The organism is Nocardioides xinjiangensis (genome assembly GCF_017916385.1).
GTDB classification, from domain to species: domain Bacteria; phylum Actinomycetota; class Actinomycetes; order Propionibacteriales; family Nocardioidaceae; genus Nocardioides; species Nocardioides xinjiangensis.
On record NZ_JAFMSW010000001.1, the window covers coordinates 414,964 to 432,499 of the forward strand.

The window sequence follows — 17,536 nt, forward strand, 5'->3', positions numbered from 1 at the left end:
GTCGTACCCGTCGGCAGGCACGGCCGGCGGCGACGGTCGCTCGACCAGGAGCTCCAGGAGCGGGCAGTCCCTGGAACGCTGAGAGCGGCCCGCGGCCTCAGCCTCTGGGAGAGTCCCGAGATCTCTCCCAGAGGCCGAGGACGCGGACCGCTCGTGGGGTTGGTCAGCATCACCCTGTGTCGCGGACCTGTGGGGTGGCCGGAGCGACATGCACAATCATGCATTCGATTCGGGGGTAGTGAAAGCGATACGGAGTTGCACGTTCTTGCAACGCACAAACTTGCAGTACGGCCCGGTCGCGCGTCCTGGTCGCGGCGGCGCCGCTCGTGAAGCGTCGACCGGCAGGGTCGATCGCAGGGCGGATCGTGGAGGATCGGGGCCACGTGGTGACCCGGATCCTCCACGATCGCGAGGTGATCGCGTCGGTGCTGCACGGGTCGCGGCGAGGTGGTCGCCCCGACCCGCCGGAGGCGTCAGGCCCGGACGATCTCGGTGATGCGCGCCAGCGCCCCGTCCACGGCCACGTCCTCGCGCTCGCCGGTGCGGCGGTCGCGGACCTCCACGTTGCCGTCGGCGAGCCCGCGGCCGACGGTCACGATCGTGGGCACGCCGATCAGCTCGGCGTCCTTGAACTTCACGCCGGGGCTCACCTTGCCGGTGCGGTCGTCGAGGAGGACCTCCAGGCCGGCGCCCTTCAGCTGCTGGGCGAGCACCTCGGCGGCGGCGACGACCGCCTCGTCCTTGCCGGCGGCGACGACGTGGACGTCGGCGGGCGCGACGTTGCGCGGCCAGCACAGCCCGAGCTCGTCGAGGGTGCCCTCGGCGATGGCGGCGACGGCGCGCGAGGGACCGATGCCGTAGGAACCCATCGTGACGGTGACGAGCTTGCCGCTCTCGTCGAGCACCTGCAGGCCGAGCGCGTCGGCGTACTTGCGCCCGAGCTGGAAGATGTGGCCCATCTCGACGCCGCGCGCGGACTCGAGGGTGCCCTCGGCGCAGTTGGGGCAGGCGTCGCCGTCGCGCACGTCGGCGGCCTCGATGGTGCCGTCGGGCGTGAAGTCGCGGCCGGCCACGAGGTCGATGACGTGCGACCCGGGCACGTTGGCGCCGGTCACCCAGCGTGTCCCCTCCACCACCCGCGGGTCGACGAGGTAGCGGATGCCGGACTTCGAGTCCTCGCCGAGCACCTCCGGGCCGATGTAGCCCTTGACCAGCGCCGGGTGCCTGGCCAGCTCGGCCTCGTCCATGGGCGCGACCTCGATCGGCTCGAGCTGCCCCTCGAGGCGCTTCTGGTCGACCTCGCGGTCACCGGGCACGCCGATCGCCAGCGGCTCGCGGGTGCCGTCGGGGTGCTTCAGCACGACCAGCACGTTCTTGAGGGTGTCGGCGGCCGTCCAGGGACGGTCCTCGCGCGGGAACGCCGCGTCGAGGTGGGCGACCAGCGTCTCGATGGTCGGCGTGTCGGGGGTGTCCTCGGCGTGCGCGGCCGGCACGTCGTCGTAGGGCAGCGGTGCGGGCGCCCGCACCGTGACGGCCTCGACGTTGGCGGCGTAGTCGCAGTGGGTGCAGCGGACGTAGGTGTCCTCGCCGACGTCGGCCTTGGCGAGGAACTCCTCGCTGGCCGAGCCTCCCATCGCGCCGGAGGTCGCCTTGACGATGACGTACTCGAAGCCGAGCCGGTCGAAGATGCGGATGTAGGCGTCGCGGTGCCGCTGGTAGGACTCCTCGAGCCCGGCGTCGTCGACGTCGAAGGAGTAGGAGTCCTTCATGACGAACTCACGACCGCGCAGCAGGCCGGCGCGGGGGCGCGCCTCGTCGCGGTACTTGGTCTGGATCTGGTAGATCGAGAGCGGCAGGTCCTTGTAGGAGGAGTAGAGGTCCTTCACCACGAGGGTGAACATCTCCTCGTGCGTCGGGCCGAGCAGGTAGTCGGCACCCTTGCGGTCCTTGAGCCGGAAGATGTTGTCGCCGTACTCGGTCCAGCGTCCGGTGGCCTCGTAGGGCTCCTTGGGCAGCAGCGCCGGGAACGACAGCTCCTGGGCGCCGATGTCGTCCATCTCGTCGCGGATGATGCCCTCGACCTTCCGCAGCACGCGCAGGCCGAGCGGCAGCCAGGTGTAGATGCCCGGCGCGTTGCGCCGGATGTAGCCCGCGCGCACCAGCAGCCTGTGGCTCGGCACCTCGGCGTCGTTGGGGTCGTCGCGCAGGGTGCGCACGAACAGGGTCGACATGCGGAGGAGGCGGCCGGTCATGCGCGCAAGGATAGGTGCGGGCGCGCGGGCACCGCGAACCAGATTGGCCCGGTGGTCGCGGCAACCACGCGCCGGCGTCGGACGTCTCCTCGACGACGACAGGCACTCACCCCCGGGGGGAACCGCGATGCGCCGCACACCGCTGACCGTCCTGACCGCCGTGCTGGCGACCGCCGCCGCCCTCGCCGCGCCCGCGGAGGCGGCCGCTCCGACGGTCGACCTCCAGCCGCAGCAGCTGCCGCGGGGCGCGGACGTCGCCGTCCCGCACGTCGACGACGGGGTCTTCGTCGACGGCGACCGGCGCATCGACCTGCCCGGCGACGACGCCCGGGTCCTGGGCGCGTCGGACGACGGAGCGTGGCTGGCAGCGACGTGGCGCACCACGAGGGTCGGCGAGCAGCGCGGCGCGCGCGTCGTACGCGTCCGGGCCGACGGCACCGTCGGCACCGTGCTCGTCGGCTTCGAGGCGCTCGACGCCCTCCTGAGCGAGGACGGGTCGCGCCTGGTGACGGTCGGGGACCTCGGGCGCCGCCGGGCGGCCGTGACCGTGCGGTCGGCCACCGACGGCGCCGAGGTCGCCTCGCGCACGTTCCGTGGCTACCCGGAGGTCCTGACAGCCGACGACCGCAGGGTCCTCGTGCGGACGGCCGGACGCACCGCGTGGTGGCGTGTCGGGTCCGACCGCGTGCGGACGCTGACGCGCGGCCTGTCCGGACCCGCCAGCATCGAGCACGACCTGTTCGTGACCTACACCGAGGACCCGTACCTCGGCGGGTGCAGCCGGCTGGTCCGGCTCAGCGACCTCGCCACCACGCTATGGAGGTCGTGCCGCCAGCGCGTGGCGGCCTTCTCCCCCGACGGCACGCAGGTGCTGAGCTTCCACATCCTCACCGACGGGGTCGGGCCCGGCGAGATCCACCTGCGCACCGTCCGCGGCACGAGGCTCGCGACGTGGACGACCGGCTGGTTCGGCGGGTGGGGGTGGGAGTCGCCCGGCACGGTGCTCCTGCGCGTCAACGGCAGGCGCACCGCGTCGGTGGTGCGCTGCACGCTCGCCCGGTGCGAGAACGCCACCGACCCGGTGAGGGTCGCCGCTCCCTGACGGGTCAGGTGCCCAGCACGGTGAACGACGCCGCGGTGGCGGTGAGGACGGGATCGGTGCCGGCCGCCTCGCGCGCCGCGAGCAGCGCGTCGCCGAGCCCGCCGCCCTCGCGCAGCCGGGCGTGCAGGGCGACCATGACGTCGACGGTCGCCGCGTCGTCCACCTCCGCCAGGCTCGAGACGACGCCCGCCGTGCCCATCGACAGCAACGCGGCCGCGAGGCCGAGCAGCTCCTGGTCGCCGACCGGCTGCAGCACCCCCGACTCGCACGCCGACAGCACGACCCGGTGCGGCGGACGGTCGAGTCGCTGCAGGTCGTGCACCAGGAGCGGCCCGTCGGCCAGCGTGAGCGAGGAGAAGAGCGGGCTGTCCTCGCGGAAGTGCCCGTGCGCCGCGACGTGGGCGAGGGCGGCGCCGTCTAGGGCCCCCAGCGCCGCGACCACCGTCGCGGCGTCACCGTCGAGCACCTCGGCGCGCGGGTCCTCCGCGGCGACGGCCGGCACCTCCGCGCCGCCGCTGCCCAGCCCGGGCCCGACGACCATCACGCGGCGGTCGCCGGCGACGGGCTGCGCCGCCCGGGCTCGCAGCCACAGCCGCGCCGACGGCGTGCTGGTGACGGGTCGGTGGGCCAGGTCCGGCAGGAGCCCCCACGGCACGCCCTGCAGCGCGCTGGTCCCGGACACGACGACGCGGGACTCCCCGGCTCCGTCGAGGGCGGTCCCGAACAGCGCCCGCTGCAGGCGGGCACCGGCGGCGTCGATCTGCGCACGGCGGCCCCGGGCCGCCTGACGCAGCGTGAACAGCGAGAAGTCCACCGCTGCGGCGGCTGCGGCGGCCTCGCCGACGACGAGGTGCCGTACGCGACCACGCCCCGCCACGACCGCGTGCAGCAGGCCGTCGAGCTCGGTCAGCTCGACGAGGACCGTGTCGTCCTCGGCGAGCGCCGTGAGCAGCTCGCCCACGTCGAAGGCGAACACGCCGGTCCCCGACCCCCGTGCCTGCAGGAGCCGCTGCCGGACGCCCTGCTCGAGCCGGGCGGCCCGGGCCTCGGTGCGATCGGTCGGCTCGCCCGCGGCCCGCGCCTCGGCGAGGCGCTTGTGCTGGGTCCGCAGGGCGGCCAGGTCGGCCACGGTCTGCGGGTCGTGCCCCGATGACGCCGGCGGCGCGGCGAGCGCTGTCGCGCGCCAGCGCTCGGACCAGCGAAGGAGGCGCCGCGCGTCGCGCGAGGCGAGCGCCGTCCTCGCCCCCAGCTCGGCGAGCTCGGCGCCGTGGCCCGACGAGACCGCCATCAGCTCCTGGCTGCCGAGGGTCGCGCGCTGCTCGTCGAGGGCCGCCAGCCCCCTGTCGCAGGCGCGCAGCACGGCGCCCGGATCGCCCGCCAGCTCAGCGCGCCACGCCTGGGCCAGCCAGCCGAGCGCCCGCTCGGCCGACGTGCGGGCGTGCCGGAAGGACGCCGCCTCCGCCAGCCACGCCTCGGCCAGGGCGGCGGCGCGCGCCGAGCGCACCGAGCGGGCGATCCGGGCTCCGAGCATCAGGACCTGCGGCAGCTCGAGCGCGCGCACGGCCCGAGCCTGCTCGACGAGCCGCTCGGCGCGGCGCAGCAGCGGACTGCTCGTCCGTCCCTGCCGGACCCGTCCCGACAGGGCGAGCAGGTCGGCACGCACGCGGTGGGCGTCACGCCCTTGGCCACGCAGCAGCCGGGACGCCTCGTCGGCGGCCGTCACGGCCCGCTCGACGTCGCCCGCCGCGAGCGCCGCGTCGGCCAGCGACACCAGCAGGTCGGCGCGCTCGGGCAGGTGCAGCGGACGGGCCGCGAGTGCCTGCTCCGCCACCGTGAGGGCGTCGCGGGCCAGGCCCCCGGCCAGGAAGGCGTCGCACTGGTCGGTGACGAGATCGACGCTCGTCATCGCCAGCGCGTCGTACCTCGCACCCGCCTCGGCGTAGCGCGCGAGGGCGACGGGCAGGTCGTCGGCGACCTGGGCGACCCAGCCCAGGTTGTGCACGGACGTCGCCTCCGCCCACCGGTCGCCCAGCGACGCGGAGAGACGGCCGAACTCCTCGAAGGCGGACGTGGCGGCCCCCAGGTCACCGACGGAAACGTGCGCGAGACCCTCGAGGTTGCGCGCGCGTGCCTCCCAGACCTGGTCGCCCTCGTGGGCGAAGATCGCGCGAGCCCGGCGCAGGTCGGCCATGCCGTCCTCGTAGCGGGCGAGGACGAAGCCGAGGATCCTGGCCCGTCGCACGAGGGCGCGGGCGAGGGGGAGGCCGGAGAGCTCCTCGACGGCGCGGTCCAGGTGCGACAGGCCCTCGTGCACGCGACCCAGCAGCGCGAGCGTGGCCCCCAGCGTCGCCCTGACGTCGCCGGCGCGTCCGGGGTCGAGCGAGCGCCGGGCGAGCCGCAGCGCGGTCCGCAGGTGTCCCAGCGCGTCCTCCGACTCCCCGCGGTCGCGCACCACGATGCCGATGACCTGGTGCCCGATGGAGCACACGAACGGATCGGGGTCCGGCACCAGCTCGTCCCACGCGCGGCTGTGGGCGGCGTCGGGATCGGTGAAGAGCGTCCTGAGCAGCTCCTCGGCCTCGCCCCGCGTCATCATGGTCGGTCCATCCTCGCCGATGTGCGCACCGTTGTGCCCGAACCCGCCCCCGTGGCGACGCGGCGGGACTAGCGTCGGGCCATGGGCGACTGGAAGATCGGCGACGACCGACGACGACGCAGCACCGACCAGCTCCGTGCCTTCGCCGAGGCCAACGACGGCCAGGTGGCCTGGGACACCGAGGCGCCGGCGGACTTCACCTACCTGTTCCACCCCGACCGCGTGCTGGTGCGGGCCGCGGACGTCGAGGCGTTCGAGTCGACCGTGGCCCGGCTCGGCGACCGCGTGCTGAGCGGGGAGCTCCGACGTGACGACGTCTCCCTGCTCGACGACGAGCTCGTGCGCTACGTGCTGCCCGAGCGCCGCGAGGGCCGGTCCGTGCCGGAGGTGCTCGACCTCCTCGAGGAGGGCGGGCTCCGCCGCGGTGCCGCGTCGCCCGACCACTGGGTGCACGTCTCCCCCGGCGGTGGCGGCGGCACGACGTGCCCGGCCATCGAGCCGCAGGAGACCGGCCTCACCGAGCCGTGGCCGCCCCAGGCGCCGCAGCCCGAGGGGCAGGAGGTCAGCGTCGTGGTCGTCGACACCGGCTGGCACCCGCCGGCGGCGACCGACCCGCGGACGCCGTGGCTGGCCGGGGTGGAGGGCGACGACGAGCTCAACGGCCCCGACCTGCGCCCCTACGCCGGGCACGGCACCTTCATCGCGGGTGTCGTGCGCTGCATGGCGCCGCTGACCAGGGTGTTCGTCGAAGGGTTCGCCGTCGGCGGCCTCGGCGGAGGCGGGGTCCTCGAGTCCGACCTCGTCGTGCAGCTCGAGGAGGCGCTCGCCCACGACCCGCAGGTGATCAACCTGTCGGCCGGCTGCCGCACCAGGCTCGACCTGCCCTCGATCGCGCTGGAGACCTTCCACCGCACCCGGTTGAGCAGGCGGGACTGCGTCCTCGTGGCCGCCGCCGGCAACGACTCCTGGGCCGCCCCGTTCTGGCCGGCCGCCTTCGACTGGTGCGTCGGCGTGGGCTCGCTCGACCGCGACGGCCGCGTGTCGGAGTTCTCCAACTTCGGGGTCTCCGCGGACGTCTACGCCCTCGGCCGCAACGTCGTCAACGCCTTCCCCGACGGCACGTTCGTGTGCCACGAGTCCCCCGACAAGGGCGACGTCCGCGTCTTCGGCACGGGCCTGGCGCGGTGGAGCGGGACGTCGTTCGCCGCTCCTGTCGTGGCCGGGCTCATCGCCCGGGAGATCAGCGCGACCGGCGCGTCCGCGGGCGACGCGCGCGACGCCGTGCTGGCGCGGGCGGTCCACGACTCCGACCCGATGGTCGGCCCCCTCCGGGAGTTGCGGCAGCCCTACGCCTGATCGGCCCTACGGCTTCGCCGTCGGGCTCACAGCTCGACCCAGCGGCTGCTGGCCGCGTGGTCACCGTGGCGGACGGTGAAGCGGAGCGACCCGGTCGGCTCGGCCCGCAACGCGAAGAAGCCGACCTCGTCGAGCGGCGTGACCCATCGTTGGCCGTCCGTGGTCTCGACCACGACCTCCACGGACCCCAGGTCGCCGTCGAAGTCCGCCAGCTGCCCGCGCACCTGGCCCTCGTCGAGCTCCGCGTCGAGGGACCAGCCCTCGGCCGCGGTGAAGTAGAGGATGCGCGACGTGCCGAGCCCCCGCACCGGGGCGGCCGGACCGTCGGCGGAGTCGCGCATCAGCACGAGCACCTCCCACTCGTCGTCGAGGCCGGCCGCGGCCACCGCGGCGATCATCGTCGCCACGAGGTCCGCCGGGGGCGGGTCGTAGGCCATCCACATCTCACGCAGCTCCTCGAGGAGGGCGGCGTCGTCGGCAGTCATCGCTCGCGTCCCTTCGTCAGGGCGGTCCGGACCTTGGCCAGGCAGCGGGCCCTGGTGGGACCGATGCTCCCCACGGGCATGTCGAGGTCCTGGCTGAGCGACTGGTAGTCGGGTCGGTCCATGAAGGCGACGACCCGCAACAGCTTCCGGCACCGCTCGTCGACGGACGCCACGGCTCCCCAGAGCCGGGACGCCTCGTCGTCGAGCACGGCGAGGGCCTCGGCCGAGTCCGCGTGCGGGAGCGCGGCGTGCAGCGTCTCGTCCTGCACCGGAGCCGCCCGGCGTGCGGTCCGGGCGTGGGCGGCTGCGCCGCGCCTGGCTGAGGTGATCAGCCAGGACGCGACCGCCTGCGGGTCCTTGATCGTCTCGTGGAGGCGTACGAAGCCCAGCCAGGTCGCCTGGACCACGTCCTCGGCGGACTGGCGGTCGTGCCCGTAGGCCCGCACCACGTGCCAGAGCACCGGCGTCATCGCGGTCACCAGCTCGTCCATCGCGCCGGCGTCCCCCGAACGCCAGGCGATGAACGCCCCACTGGCCATGTCCCACGGTGACAGCACGGGCTGCCCCTCAGCCCTCCGGTCCTCCGACATGGCGACCATTGTCCCCATGTCTGCTCAGGTGCGCGCGCACCTCGGCGTGATACATCGGCCGGGAACTTCCCCGGAGTGCTCCTCGCGTGCGCCGGAGGGGCTAGAACATCAGGGTGGCGAAGGTCGCGGTCTGCTCGAACCCGACCCGGGCGTACGTCGCCCGCGCCGGCGCGTTCCAGTCGTTGACGTAGAGGGAGACCACCGGCGCCATCCCGGTGCCGAGGACGTGCGCCACGACCGCGGCCATGCCGCTCGCCGCGAGCCCCTCGCCCCGACGGTCCGGGCGCACCCACACGCCCTGCACCTGCGCGGCGTACGGCGTCAAGCAGGCCACCTCGGCCTTGAACACCACGCCGGAGTCGTCGAAGCTCGCCATCGACCAGCCGCGGCTGATCAGCTGCTGGACGCGCGCTCGGTAGAGGTCGCCGCCACCGGCGTCGTTCTCGGGCGAGACCCCGACCTCCTCGGTGTACATCGCCACGCACGCCGGGTAGAGCACGTCGAGGTCCTGCGGGGTCGTGAGCCGTACGTCCGGGGCGGGCGCGACCGTGGAGAGCCGGCGGATCTCCAGGTGCGGCTGGTGGGGCCGGACCTCCCGCGGCCTGGACCACCGCGCCTTGACGAGCTCCCACAGCGCCGCCACCACGTCGCTGGGTCCCACGATGGTGCCGACGGTGCTGCGGCGCCGCAGGGCGACGTCGGCGAAGACGCCGACGTCGTCGGGCGTGCACTGGACCGGCACGAGGTTCGCGCCGAGGTGGCAGCCCGCGACGAGCTCGTCGTCCTCGAAGCGTCCCCACACCTGGCCGCCGAGCCACCGCTCGTCGAGGTTGGTGAGCCGGGCACGGTAGTCGGCGAAGACGTTGACGACCGGGTCCTGCTCCGCGAGCGCGATGAAGGCGTCCCGGTCGCCCGGGCCCAGCACGCGCACCTGCTCGCGGGTCCTCAGCACCCTGCCGAGCCTAGTGGGATCGCCGCGCAAAGGCTCTCCGGGCGAGGTGCCCGCTCGGGTGGGAGCGGGCCGGTGCTCAGCTGACGCTGACGACCGGCTCCCCCTCGCCGAGGTCCATGCCCTCGGCGATGCGCATGGCCTCCTCGATCAGGGTCTCGACGATCTGCGACTCCGGGACGGTCTTGACGACCTCGCCCTTGACGAAGATCTGGCCCTTGCCGTTGCCGGACGCGACGCCGAGGTCGGCCTCCCGGGCCTCGCCGGGGCCGTTGACGACGCAGCCCATCACGGCGACGCGCAGCGGCACCTCCAGCCCGTCGAGGCCGGCGGTGACCTCCTCGGCCAGCTTGTAGACGTCGACCTGCGCGCGACCGCACGAGGGGCAGGAGACGATCTCGAGGCGGCGCGGCTTGAGGTTGAGCGACTCGAGGATCTGCAGGCCGACCTTGACCTCCTCGACCGGCGGTGCGGACAGCGAGACCCGGATCGTGTCGCCGATCCCCTGGCTCAGCAGGTGGCCGAACGCGACGGCCGACTTGATCGTGCCCTGGAACGCCGGGCCCGCCTCGGTCACGCCGAGGTGCAGCGGCCAGTCACCGGCCTCGGCGAGCAGCTCGTAGGCCCGCACCATGACGACGGGGTCGTTGTGCTTGACGGAGATCTTGAAGTCGTGGAAGTCGTGCTCCTCGAACAGGCTCGCCTCCCACACGGCGGACTCCACGAGGGCCTCCGGCGTGGCCTTGCCGTACTTCTCGAGCAGCCTCTTGTCGAGCGAGCCGGCGTTGACGCCGATCCGGATCGAGGTGCCGCGGTCCTTGGCGGCCCTCGCGATCTCCTTGACCTGGTCGTCGAACTTGCGGATGTTGCCCGGGTTGACGCGGACGGCCGCGCAGCCGGCGTCGATGGCGGCGAAGACGTACTTGGGCTGGAAGTGGATGTCGGCGATGACCGGGATCTGCGAGTGCTTCGCGATCTCCGGCAGCGCGTCGGCGTCGTCCTGGCTCGGGCACGCCACCCGCACGATGTCGCAGCCGGTGGCGGTGAGCTCGGCGATCTGCTGCAGCGTCGCGTTGACGTCGGAGGTCAGCGTGGTGGTCATGGACTGGACCGAGATCGGCGAGTCGCTCCCGACGCCCACGGACCCCACCTTGATCTGGCGGGTCTTGCGGCGGGGCGCCAGGACGGGGGGCGGGAGGGCGGGCATGCCCAGCGAGACGGACGGGCCGGAGGTCATGGCGCCAGTCTAGGAGGCCGTGCCCCGTCGCCCCGAGTCGCCGGCCCCCGGTGTGAGCGGTGCCTCAGGGGCAGGTCAGGCGCAGGCCGGGCGCTCAGGTCGGGCGCTCAGGTCAGGCGGAGGGGCACGACGATGTCGGCGACGATCAGGACCACGCCCATGACCAGCATCGCCAGCCCCACGACGTACGCCACCGGGAGCAGCCGGGCCACGTCGACGTGCCCGGGGTCGGGTCGTCCGAGGAGCCGCGCGAGGCCGCGCTTGAGGCCCTCGTAGAGCGCACCGGCGATGTGGCCGCCGTCGAGCGGGAGCAGTGGCACGAAGTTGAACATGCCGATGAAGAAGTTGAAGCTCGCGATGAGGAAGAGCAGCGTGACGATCTTCTCCGTGAGCGGGAAGGCCTCGCTCGCCGCGGCCTCACCGGCGAACCGGCCGCCGCCGACGATCGAGACCGGGCTCTCGGGGTCCCGCTCCTGGAGCCCCACGATGGCCCGGCCGACCTCGTAGACCTTCACCGGGAGCTGGCCCAGCGCCTGGACGGTCTCCACCGTCATGGTGCCCATCTGGCGGGTCGTGTAGAGCAGGCCGCCTGTGCGCAGGTGCGACGCGGGTTGCACGCCGAGGAAGCCGACCTCGGTGAGTGTCTGGTCCTCGAGCGACGTCTGGCGCAGGGTGACGGTCGTGTTGGTGGTCAGGGTCAATCGGTCGTCGCCGCGGCGCACCTCGATGACGGCGTCGCCGTCGGCGTTGGCGCGGATCTGCGACTGCAGGCTCTCCCAGTCGCGGTAGGGCTCGCCGTTGAAGCTGAGGATCTCGTCGCCCGGGCGGATCCCGGCCTCGCTGGCGGGCGTCGGCGGGTCCTCGGGGGTGCAGTCGCGGGGCAGCTCCTCGACCGGGATCACGCACTCGGGGACCGAGGCCACGGTCGGCTCGACGACCTCGTCACGCGGGTTGCCGTAGGTCGCGAAGAGGATCGCGAAGAGCGAGAAGGCGATCGCGATGTTGACCATGGGCCCGCCCGCCATCACGACGACCTTCTTCCACCACGGCAGGCGGTAGAACAGCCGGTCGGTGTCGTGCTGCTTGACGTACTCCCACTCGGCGGCACGCGCGTCGGAGATCAGCTGGGTGAACAGGCCGGTGTTGGACCGGCGCACCTTGTGCACCGGCTCGCCGTCCTCGTCGTACGTCGTCTCCTCGACGAGGCCCTCGGCACCGGGGGGCAGCATCCCGACGATCTTCACGTAGCCGCCGAGCGGGATCGCCTTGACGCCGTACTCGGTGTCGCCGACCTGCTTGCTCCACACCGTGGGGCCGAAGCCGATGAACCACTGCGGCACCTTGCAGCCGAACCTCTTCGCCGGCACGAGGTGGCCGAACTCGTGCAGGCCGATCGAGACGAGGATCGCCAGGACGAAGGCGACGACACCCAGGGTGTAGAGCAGGGCGGTCATGGGCGGGAGGTCCTTGTCGCTGAGGGCTGGTGGGGTCGCTGGACGTCAGATGAGGGCCGCGGCCTCGGCGCGCGCCCAGGCGTCGGCGGCGAGGACGTCGTCGACCGTGACGTGCTCCGTCGATGGTACGTCGTGGCGCTCCAGGACCCGTGCCACCGTGGCCACGATGTCGGGGAACCGCAGCCGCCCGTCGTGGAACGCGTCCACCGCGACCTCGTTGGCGGCGTTGTACACCGCGGGCGCCGTGCCGCCGCGCTCGCCGGCGGACCGGGCCAGCGTGACCGCCGGGAACACCGCGTCGTCGAGCGGCTCGAACCGCCAGTCGGCAGCCTTCGTCCAGTCGATCGGCGTCTCGGCGTCGGGCACCCGGTCGGGCCAGGCCATGCCGAGCGCGATCGGCACGAGCATCGTGGGCAGCCCGAGCTGGGCGACCACCGCCCCGTCGACGAACTCCACCATCGAGTGGATCAGCTGCTGGGGGTGGACGACGACGTCGATGCGGTCGAACGGGACGTCGAAGAGCAGGTGCGCCTCGATCACCTCGAGCCCCTTGTTGACCAGCGTCGCCGAGTTGGTGGTGATCACCCGGCCCATCGCGAAGTTCGGGTGGGCCAGCGCCTGCTCCGGGGTCACGCCGGCCAGCTCCTCGGGCGTACGACCGCGGAACGGACCGCCTGACGCGGTGAGCACAAGCCGGCGCACCTCGCTGGCCGCTCCCGCGCGGAGGCACTGCGCGATGGCGCTGTGCTCGGAGTCCACCGGGACGATCTGGCCGGGCAGGGCGCGCTCCTTGACCAGCGGGCCGCCGATGATCAGCGACTCCTTGTTGGCCAGGGCGAGCGTGTTGCCCGCCTCGAGAGCGGCGAGCGTGGGCCGCAGCCCGACGGCACCGGTGATGCCGTTGAGCACGACGTCGCAGGTGCGACCGGCCGCCTCGACGGAGGCCGCCTCCCCCAGGCCCGACCACGCCGGCGCGAACTCGGCGACCTGCGCCTCGAAGAGCCGCGGGTTCGACCCGCCGGCGGTGAGGCCGACGACGCGGAAGCGATCCGGGTGCGCGCGGACGAGGTCGAGCGCCTGGGTGCCGATCGACCCGGTCGAGCCGAGGACCACGATGTCGCGCACTGTCACCGCGCCAGTTTGTCAGGCGGTCGCCGCGAGCGGTGCGCGGCGGTCGGTCACCACCCCGGGCGCTGCGGCGCGCCGCCGGTCAGGCCTGCGGCGCGCCGAACGACCACAGGGTGACGCCGCCGACCTCGACGAGCGTGGCCCCCCGCGGCGCGACCTGCTCGTGGTCGTCCGACGCGCCGACGGCGTCGAGCACCGTCAGCGTGTCGCCGGCGTGGCGGGCGAGCACCGCGTCACCCGGTACGTCGGCGCAGCCGGCCGGGTCGGTGCGCCCGGCGCGCATCGCGACGTCCCACGGGACCGCGTCGGCGTCCACGCTGAAGACGACTCCGTCGTCGGTGCTCCGCACGACGATCTTGCCCTCGGCGCCCAGTGAGTCGTCGTGCTGCACCACCGCACCGACGCGGGCGGCGGCGAGCACGACCAGCACACCGGTCTCGCGGGGCACGGCGCCGAGAGCCACCTGGTCGCCGAGCCCGACCCCGAACGCGCGGAGCACGCCGGCGCAGGCGGCGACCTCGGTCAGCAGCCAGGCGAAGCTCCGCTCGGTGCCGTCGAGGGACAGCGCGACGTCGTCGGCGCGGCCGCGGACCACGTGGATGTCGAGAGCGTCGTAGCACGCATTGAGGGTGCCGGGGTCGCCGTCGGACGGCGCGCGGAACCAGGTCACGGTCACGGGATCTGCCGGCCCGTCACGCGAGCCCGTTGCCGGCGGTGGCGGCGGGCCTGGTGGGTGTGCGCAGCCAGGCGGTGAAGAACGAGCCCAGGTCCTGACCGCTGACGCGAGCCGCCACCTCCTCGAACTCGGCCGACGAGCCGTTGCCGCCGCGCTGCTCGCGGATCCAGGTGCGGATGATCCTCCAGAACACCTCGTCGCCGACCCGGTTGCGCAGCGCCTGCAGGGTCATGGCGCCGCGGCCGTAGACCGCCGAGTCGAAGATCCGGGCGGCGCCGGGGTCGCCGATGCTCACCTTCCAGAACTCCGAGTCGGGTCCGACGTCGCCGTAGTAGCTGCGCAGGGTCGACGCGCCGGAGCGGCCGCCGTGGATCTCGGCCCAGCGCCACTCCATGAACGTCGCGAAGCCCTCGTTGAGCCAGATGTCGGACCAGTGGTGGACCGCGATGTCATCGCCGAACCACTGGTGCGCGAGCTCGTGCACCACCAGGCTGGTGTAGCTGCCGCCGACGGCCGGGTAGGTCGGGCGGGTCTGGTTCTCGAGCGCGAACCCCGGGCCGAGCCCGGTGGTGATGCCGCCGACGACGGAGAACGGGTAGGGGCCGAGGTCCTCCTCCAGGCCGGCGACCACGTGCGGGGTCCTGCGCATGAGCCGCATGCTGGCCGCCTGGTCGCGCTCGCTGAGGCGCTCCGAGACCGCGACGAGCCACGGCAGCCCGCGGTGCCTGCCCTTCTCGATGGTGAAGTCGCCCGCGGCGAAGAACGCGAGGTAGGGCACCATCGGCTCGTCCGCGCGCCAGTGCCACTGCGTCGACCGCTTCCCGACCTCCCGCCCGCGCAGCCTGCCGTTGGAGACCACCTCACGGCCGTGGGGCACGCGGACCTTGACGTCGACGATCGCCTTGTCGAGCGGGTGGTCGTTGGCGGGGAACCACCACGGCGCCATGTGCGGCTCGTTCATCGTCACGACCTCGCGGCTGCTGGCCAGCCAGTTGCGCTCCCCGGCGTAGGCATGCCTCGCGGGCCGGTCGTCGTACGTCACCGTGACGCGGTGCTCGCTGCCGGCCGCCAGCGGACGGGCCGGGGTGATGCGCAGCTCGTGCCCGCCGTCGGTCCGCGTGAACTCGGCCGCCGCCCCGTCGACGGTCACCTTCGAGACCCGCAGCAGGAAGTCGAGCGAGAAGCTCGCGAGGTCCTGGGTGGCGGTCAGCTCGACCGTGGTCCGCCCGCTCAGCCGCTGGGTGGCGAACGCGTAGCGGTGGGAGATCCGGTACGCCGAGACGTCGATGCCGCCGCTGCCGTCGAGCGGCCAGTAGGGATCGCCGATGCCCGGGGCCCCGTCGACGGGTGCCGTCGCCCCCGGCCGGCCCGCCGACGGGGTGGGCGTCGCCGTGGCCGCAGCCGTGGTCAGCCCGAACGCCACCGCCGCGCTGAGCGCGAGGGCGACGAGGGATCGGTGCGCGGCTCGTGTGGTCACGGTCCGAACCTAGCGCGAACAATTGCGTTGCGGAGGCTCCAGCCGGTGTCCGACGATGGCCGTGGCGAACCGCCACACCCGTGCTGCTCCGGCGCCGGTGCCCCGTCCGAGAGGAGTCGTGACATGTCCATCGCTGTCCTCGGCCTGCCCGCCGACCACCTCTCGCACTCACGGAGCACCCACCTTGACGCACAGTCACCTCGATCGACCCCTGCCGGAGGGCCTCCGGCCTGACGACCGCTCGCCCCTCGAGGGCATCGACGACGCGTTCGTCTTCACCTACGACACCTACGCCGACGAGCTCGGCGAGAACCAACGCTGGTCCCGCTGGGAGGACCTCGAGGCCCTCATGAAGGGCCCCGAGCCCCGACCCGACTGGGTCGTGACCTCCAGCGGAGCCATCGACACCGACCTCGGCGTCCTCAAGACGGGCAAGGAGGCCGACGTCTTCCTCCTCGAGCGCGAGGACCCGCACCGGCCCGACGAGGCGGTCGTCATGGCCGCCAAGCGCTACCGCGACACCGACCACCGCACCTTCCACCGCGCCGCTGCCTACACCGAGGGCCGTTCGGTGAAGCGCTCCCGCGACGAGCGCGCCCTCAAGCGCAAGTCCACCTGGGGCCGGCAGGTCGCGGCCGGCGAGTGGGCGGTGTCGGAGTGGAACGCGCTGCGCCGATGCTGGGAGCTGGGACTGCCGGTCCCCTACCCGGTGCAGATCGACGACACCGAGATCCTCATGGAGTGGATCACCCACACCGTCGACGGGGAGGTCGAGACCGCCCCGCGGGTCGCGCAGGTGCGCCCCGAGCGGTCGGTCGTCGAGGGCTTCTACGAGCAGCTGCGCGAGGCCCTGGCGACGCTCGTGCAGGCCGGGCTCGTGCACGGGGACCTCTCGCCCTACAACACCCTCGCCGCCGGCGACCGGCTCGTGATCATCGACCTGCCACAGATGGTCGACCTGGTCGGCAACCCCCGCGGCATGGACTTCCTGCTGCGCGACTGCGCCAACATGTGCGCCTGGTTCCGCTCGCGGGGGCTCGAGGTCGACGACCAGGAGCTGTTCGCCGAGCTGATGGCGCACGCCTTCTGAGCCTCGGAGGCTGGCCCCCCTAGGTTGGGCGGCGTGAAGCACTCCCACGGACGCGTCCTCGACGTCACCTCGCTGGCCGACCTGGACCGGCGGCTCTCCTCCGGGACCAGGTCGCTGGCGGGGTGGCGCGTCGTGGGCCTCGACCTCACCCACCGCGGCCCGGACCTGCTCGAGAGGTCGCTGGCGCAGTCGCTGTTCCTCGGCTGCACCTTCGCCGAGGGCGACGACGACGCCGTGCGACGGGCCGGTGGGATCGTGCTGCAGCGGATCCCCGGCACCTCGGTCGACCCCTACCGCGCGGCTCTCTACACCCCCGCGGAGCTCTACGACACCCCTCGCTACGAGGACACCCTCGACGCCCGGGCGTACGCCTGGTCGCAGCGCCGCACCAGTCCCGACGACACGCTGGCCATGGCGCTGCACGACCACCACGTCGACACCGCGCTCGAGACGTGGGTGGCCGGACGCCGGGTGGCCGGGCGCCCGGTGGTCGGTGTGATGGGTGGGCACGCGCTCGAGCGCGGCAGCGCGCCGTACGCCGAGGCCGCCCGCCTCGGCCACGCGCTCGGCACGAGGCTGACGGTCGCCACCGGCGGTGGTCCGGGCGCCATGGAGGCAGCCAACCTGGGGGCCTTCGTCCCCGCCGACGTCCCTGGTGCCCTCGACGACGCGCTCGACACGGTCGCCAGGGTGCCGTCGTTCCGTCCCGACATCGGCGCCTGGGCGCGAGCCGCGTTCGAGGTGGTCGAGGCGACCCGCGGCGGCCGGGAGTCGCTCGGCATCCCGACGTGGCACTACGGCCACGAGCCGCCGAACCCCTTCGCGACGTCGATCGCCAAGTACTTCCGCAACGCGCCGCGGGAGGCCATCCTGCTGGAGGTCTGCGACGCCGGCATCGTGTTCCTCCCGGGCGCCGGCGGCACCGTGCAGGAGGTCTTCCAGGACGCCTGCGAGAACTACTACGCCGACGAGTCCGCGGTCGCGCCGATGGTGCTGGTGGGCCGCCGCCACTGGACCGAGGTGCTGCCGGTCTGGCCGCTGCTGCGCGCGCTCGCCGCGGGCCGCGCGATGGAGCCGCACGTCCACCTGGTCGACGCCGTCGAGGAGGCGCTCGACGTCGTGGGCGGCGGGGCGGCCCGGTGAC

General features: G+C 73.5%; 14 protein-coding genes. 4 read left to right on the forward strand and 10 right to left on the reverse strand.

Going from position 1 to position 17,536, the window contains the following annotated elements; genetic code table 11:
- Positions 1–473: 473 nt before the first annotated feature.
- A complete protein-coding gene (locus J3P32_RS02025) occupies positions 474–2,252 on the reverse strand; it encodes a proline--tRNA ligase (RefSeq protein WP_246849854.1) in 1,779 nt (592 codons plus the stop codon).
- 127 nt (positions 2,253–2,379) lie between these two features.
- Between J3P32_RS02025 and J3P32_RS02030 the strand changes: the two genes are divergently transcribed.
- The gene (locus J3P32_RS02030) at positions 2,380–3,354 is read left to right on the forward strand and encodes a hypothetical protein (protein WP_210438207.1); all 975 of its coding nucleotides are present in this window, start codon (positions 2,380–2,382) and stop codon (positions 3,352–3,354) included.
- Between the two features lie 4 nt (positions 3,355–3,358).
- Here the strand turns inward: J3P32_RS02030 and J3P32_RS02035 are convergent, their stop codons facing one another.
- Positions 3,359–5,950: a CHAT domain-containing protein gene (locus J3P32_RS02035; protein WP_210438208.1), complete on the reverse strand. Its 2,592-nt coding sequence runs from the start codon at positions 5,948–5,950 to the stop codon at positions 3,359–3,361.
- 81 nt (positions 5,951–6,031) lie between these two features.
- Between J3P32_RS02035 and J3P32_RS02040 the strand changes: the two genes are divergently transcribed.
- The gene (locus tag J3P32_RS02040) at positions 6,032–7,306 is read left to right on the forward strand and encodes a S8 family peptidase (RefSeq protein WP_210438209.1); all 1,275 of its coding nucleotides are present in this window, start codon (positions 6,032–6,034) and stop codon (positions 7,304–7,306) included.
- Positions 7,307–7,332: 26 nt separating this feature from the next.
- Here the strand turns inward: J3P32_RS02040 and J3P32_RS02045 are convergent, their stop codons facing one another.
- From J3P32_RS02045 to J3P32_RS02080, 8 genes are all read right to left on the reverse strand, one after another.
- Complete coding sequence (locus tag J3P32_RS02045) at positions 7,333–7,791, reverse strand: hypothetical protein (RefSeq protein WP_210438210.1); 459 nt, start codon at positions 7,789–7,791, stop codon at positions 7,333–7,335.
- A complete protein-coding gene (locus tag J3P32_RS02050; RefSeq protein WP_210438211.1) occupies positions 7,788–8,381 on the reverse strand; it encodes an RNA polymerase sigma factor in 594 nt (197 codons plus the stop codon). The genes J3P32_RS02045 and J3P32_RS02050 overlap by 4 nt, the downstream gene beginning before the upstream one ends.
- Positions 8,382–8,481: 100 nt before the next feature.
- Positions 8,482–9,333: a GNAT family N-acetyltransferase gene (locus J3P32_RS02055; protein ID WP_210438212.1), complete on the reverse strand. Its 852-nt coding sequence runs from the start codon at positions 9,331–9,333 to the stop codon at positions 8,482–8,484.
- 76 nt (positions 9,334–9,409) lie between these two features.
- Positions 9,410–10,567: a flavodoxin-dependent (E)-4-hydroxy-3-methylbut-2-enyl-diphosphate synthase gene (ispG, locus tag J3P32_RS02060; protein WP_210438213.1), complete on the reverse strand. Its 1,158-nt coding sequence runs from the start codon at positions 10,565–10,567 to the stop codon at positions 9,410–9,412.
- A 107-nt stretch (positions 10,568–10,674) separates the two neighbouring features.
- The gene (locus tag J3P32_RS02065) at positions 10,675–12,021 is read right to left on the reverse strand and encodes a M50 family metallopeptidase (RefSeq protein ID WP_210438214.1); all 1,347 of its coding nucleotides are present in this window, start codon (positions 12,019–12,021) and stop codon (positions 10,675–10,677) included.
- Between the two features lie 45 nt (positions 12,022–12,066).
- Positions 12,067–13,146, reverse strand: a complete 1,080-nt coding sequence (dxr, locus tag J3P32_RS02070) for a 1-deoxy-D-xylulose-5-phosphate reductoisomerase (protein WP_210440592.1) — start codon at positions 13,144–13,146, stop codon at positions 12,067–12,069.
- Between the two features lie 85 nt (positions 13,147–13,231).
- On the reverse strand, positions 13,232–13,819 hold the full coding sequence (locus J3P32_RS02075; RefSeq protein ID WP_210438215.1) for a hypothetical protein: 588 nt from the start codon (positions 13,817–13,819) through the stop codon (positions 13,232–13,234).
- A 22-nt stretch (positions 13,820–13,841) separates the two neighbouring features.
- Positions 13,842–15,302, reverse strand: a complete 1,461-nt coding sequence (locus J3P32_RS02080; protein WP_210438216.1) for a M1 family metallopeptidase — start codon at positions 15,300–15,302, stop codon at positions 13,842–13,844.
- Positions 15,303–15,486: 184 nt separating this feature from the next.
- Here J3P32_RS02080 and J3P32_RS02085 point away from each other — a divergent pair, with 184 nt between their 5' ends.
- Complete coding sequence (locus J3P32_RS02085) at positions 15,487–16,392, forward strand: serine protein kinase RIO (protein WP_246849855.1); 906 nt, start codon at positions 15,487–15,489, stop codon at positions 16,390–16,392.
- Positions 16,393–16,425: 33 nt separating this feature from the next.
- A complete protein-coding gene (locus J3P32_RS02090; protein WP_210438218.1) occupies positions 16,426–17,535 on the forward strand; it encodes an LOG family protein in 1,110 nt (369 codons plus the stop codon).
- Position 17,536: the final 1 nt, after the last annotated feature.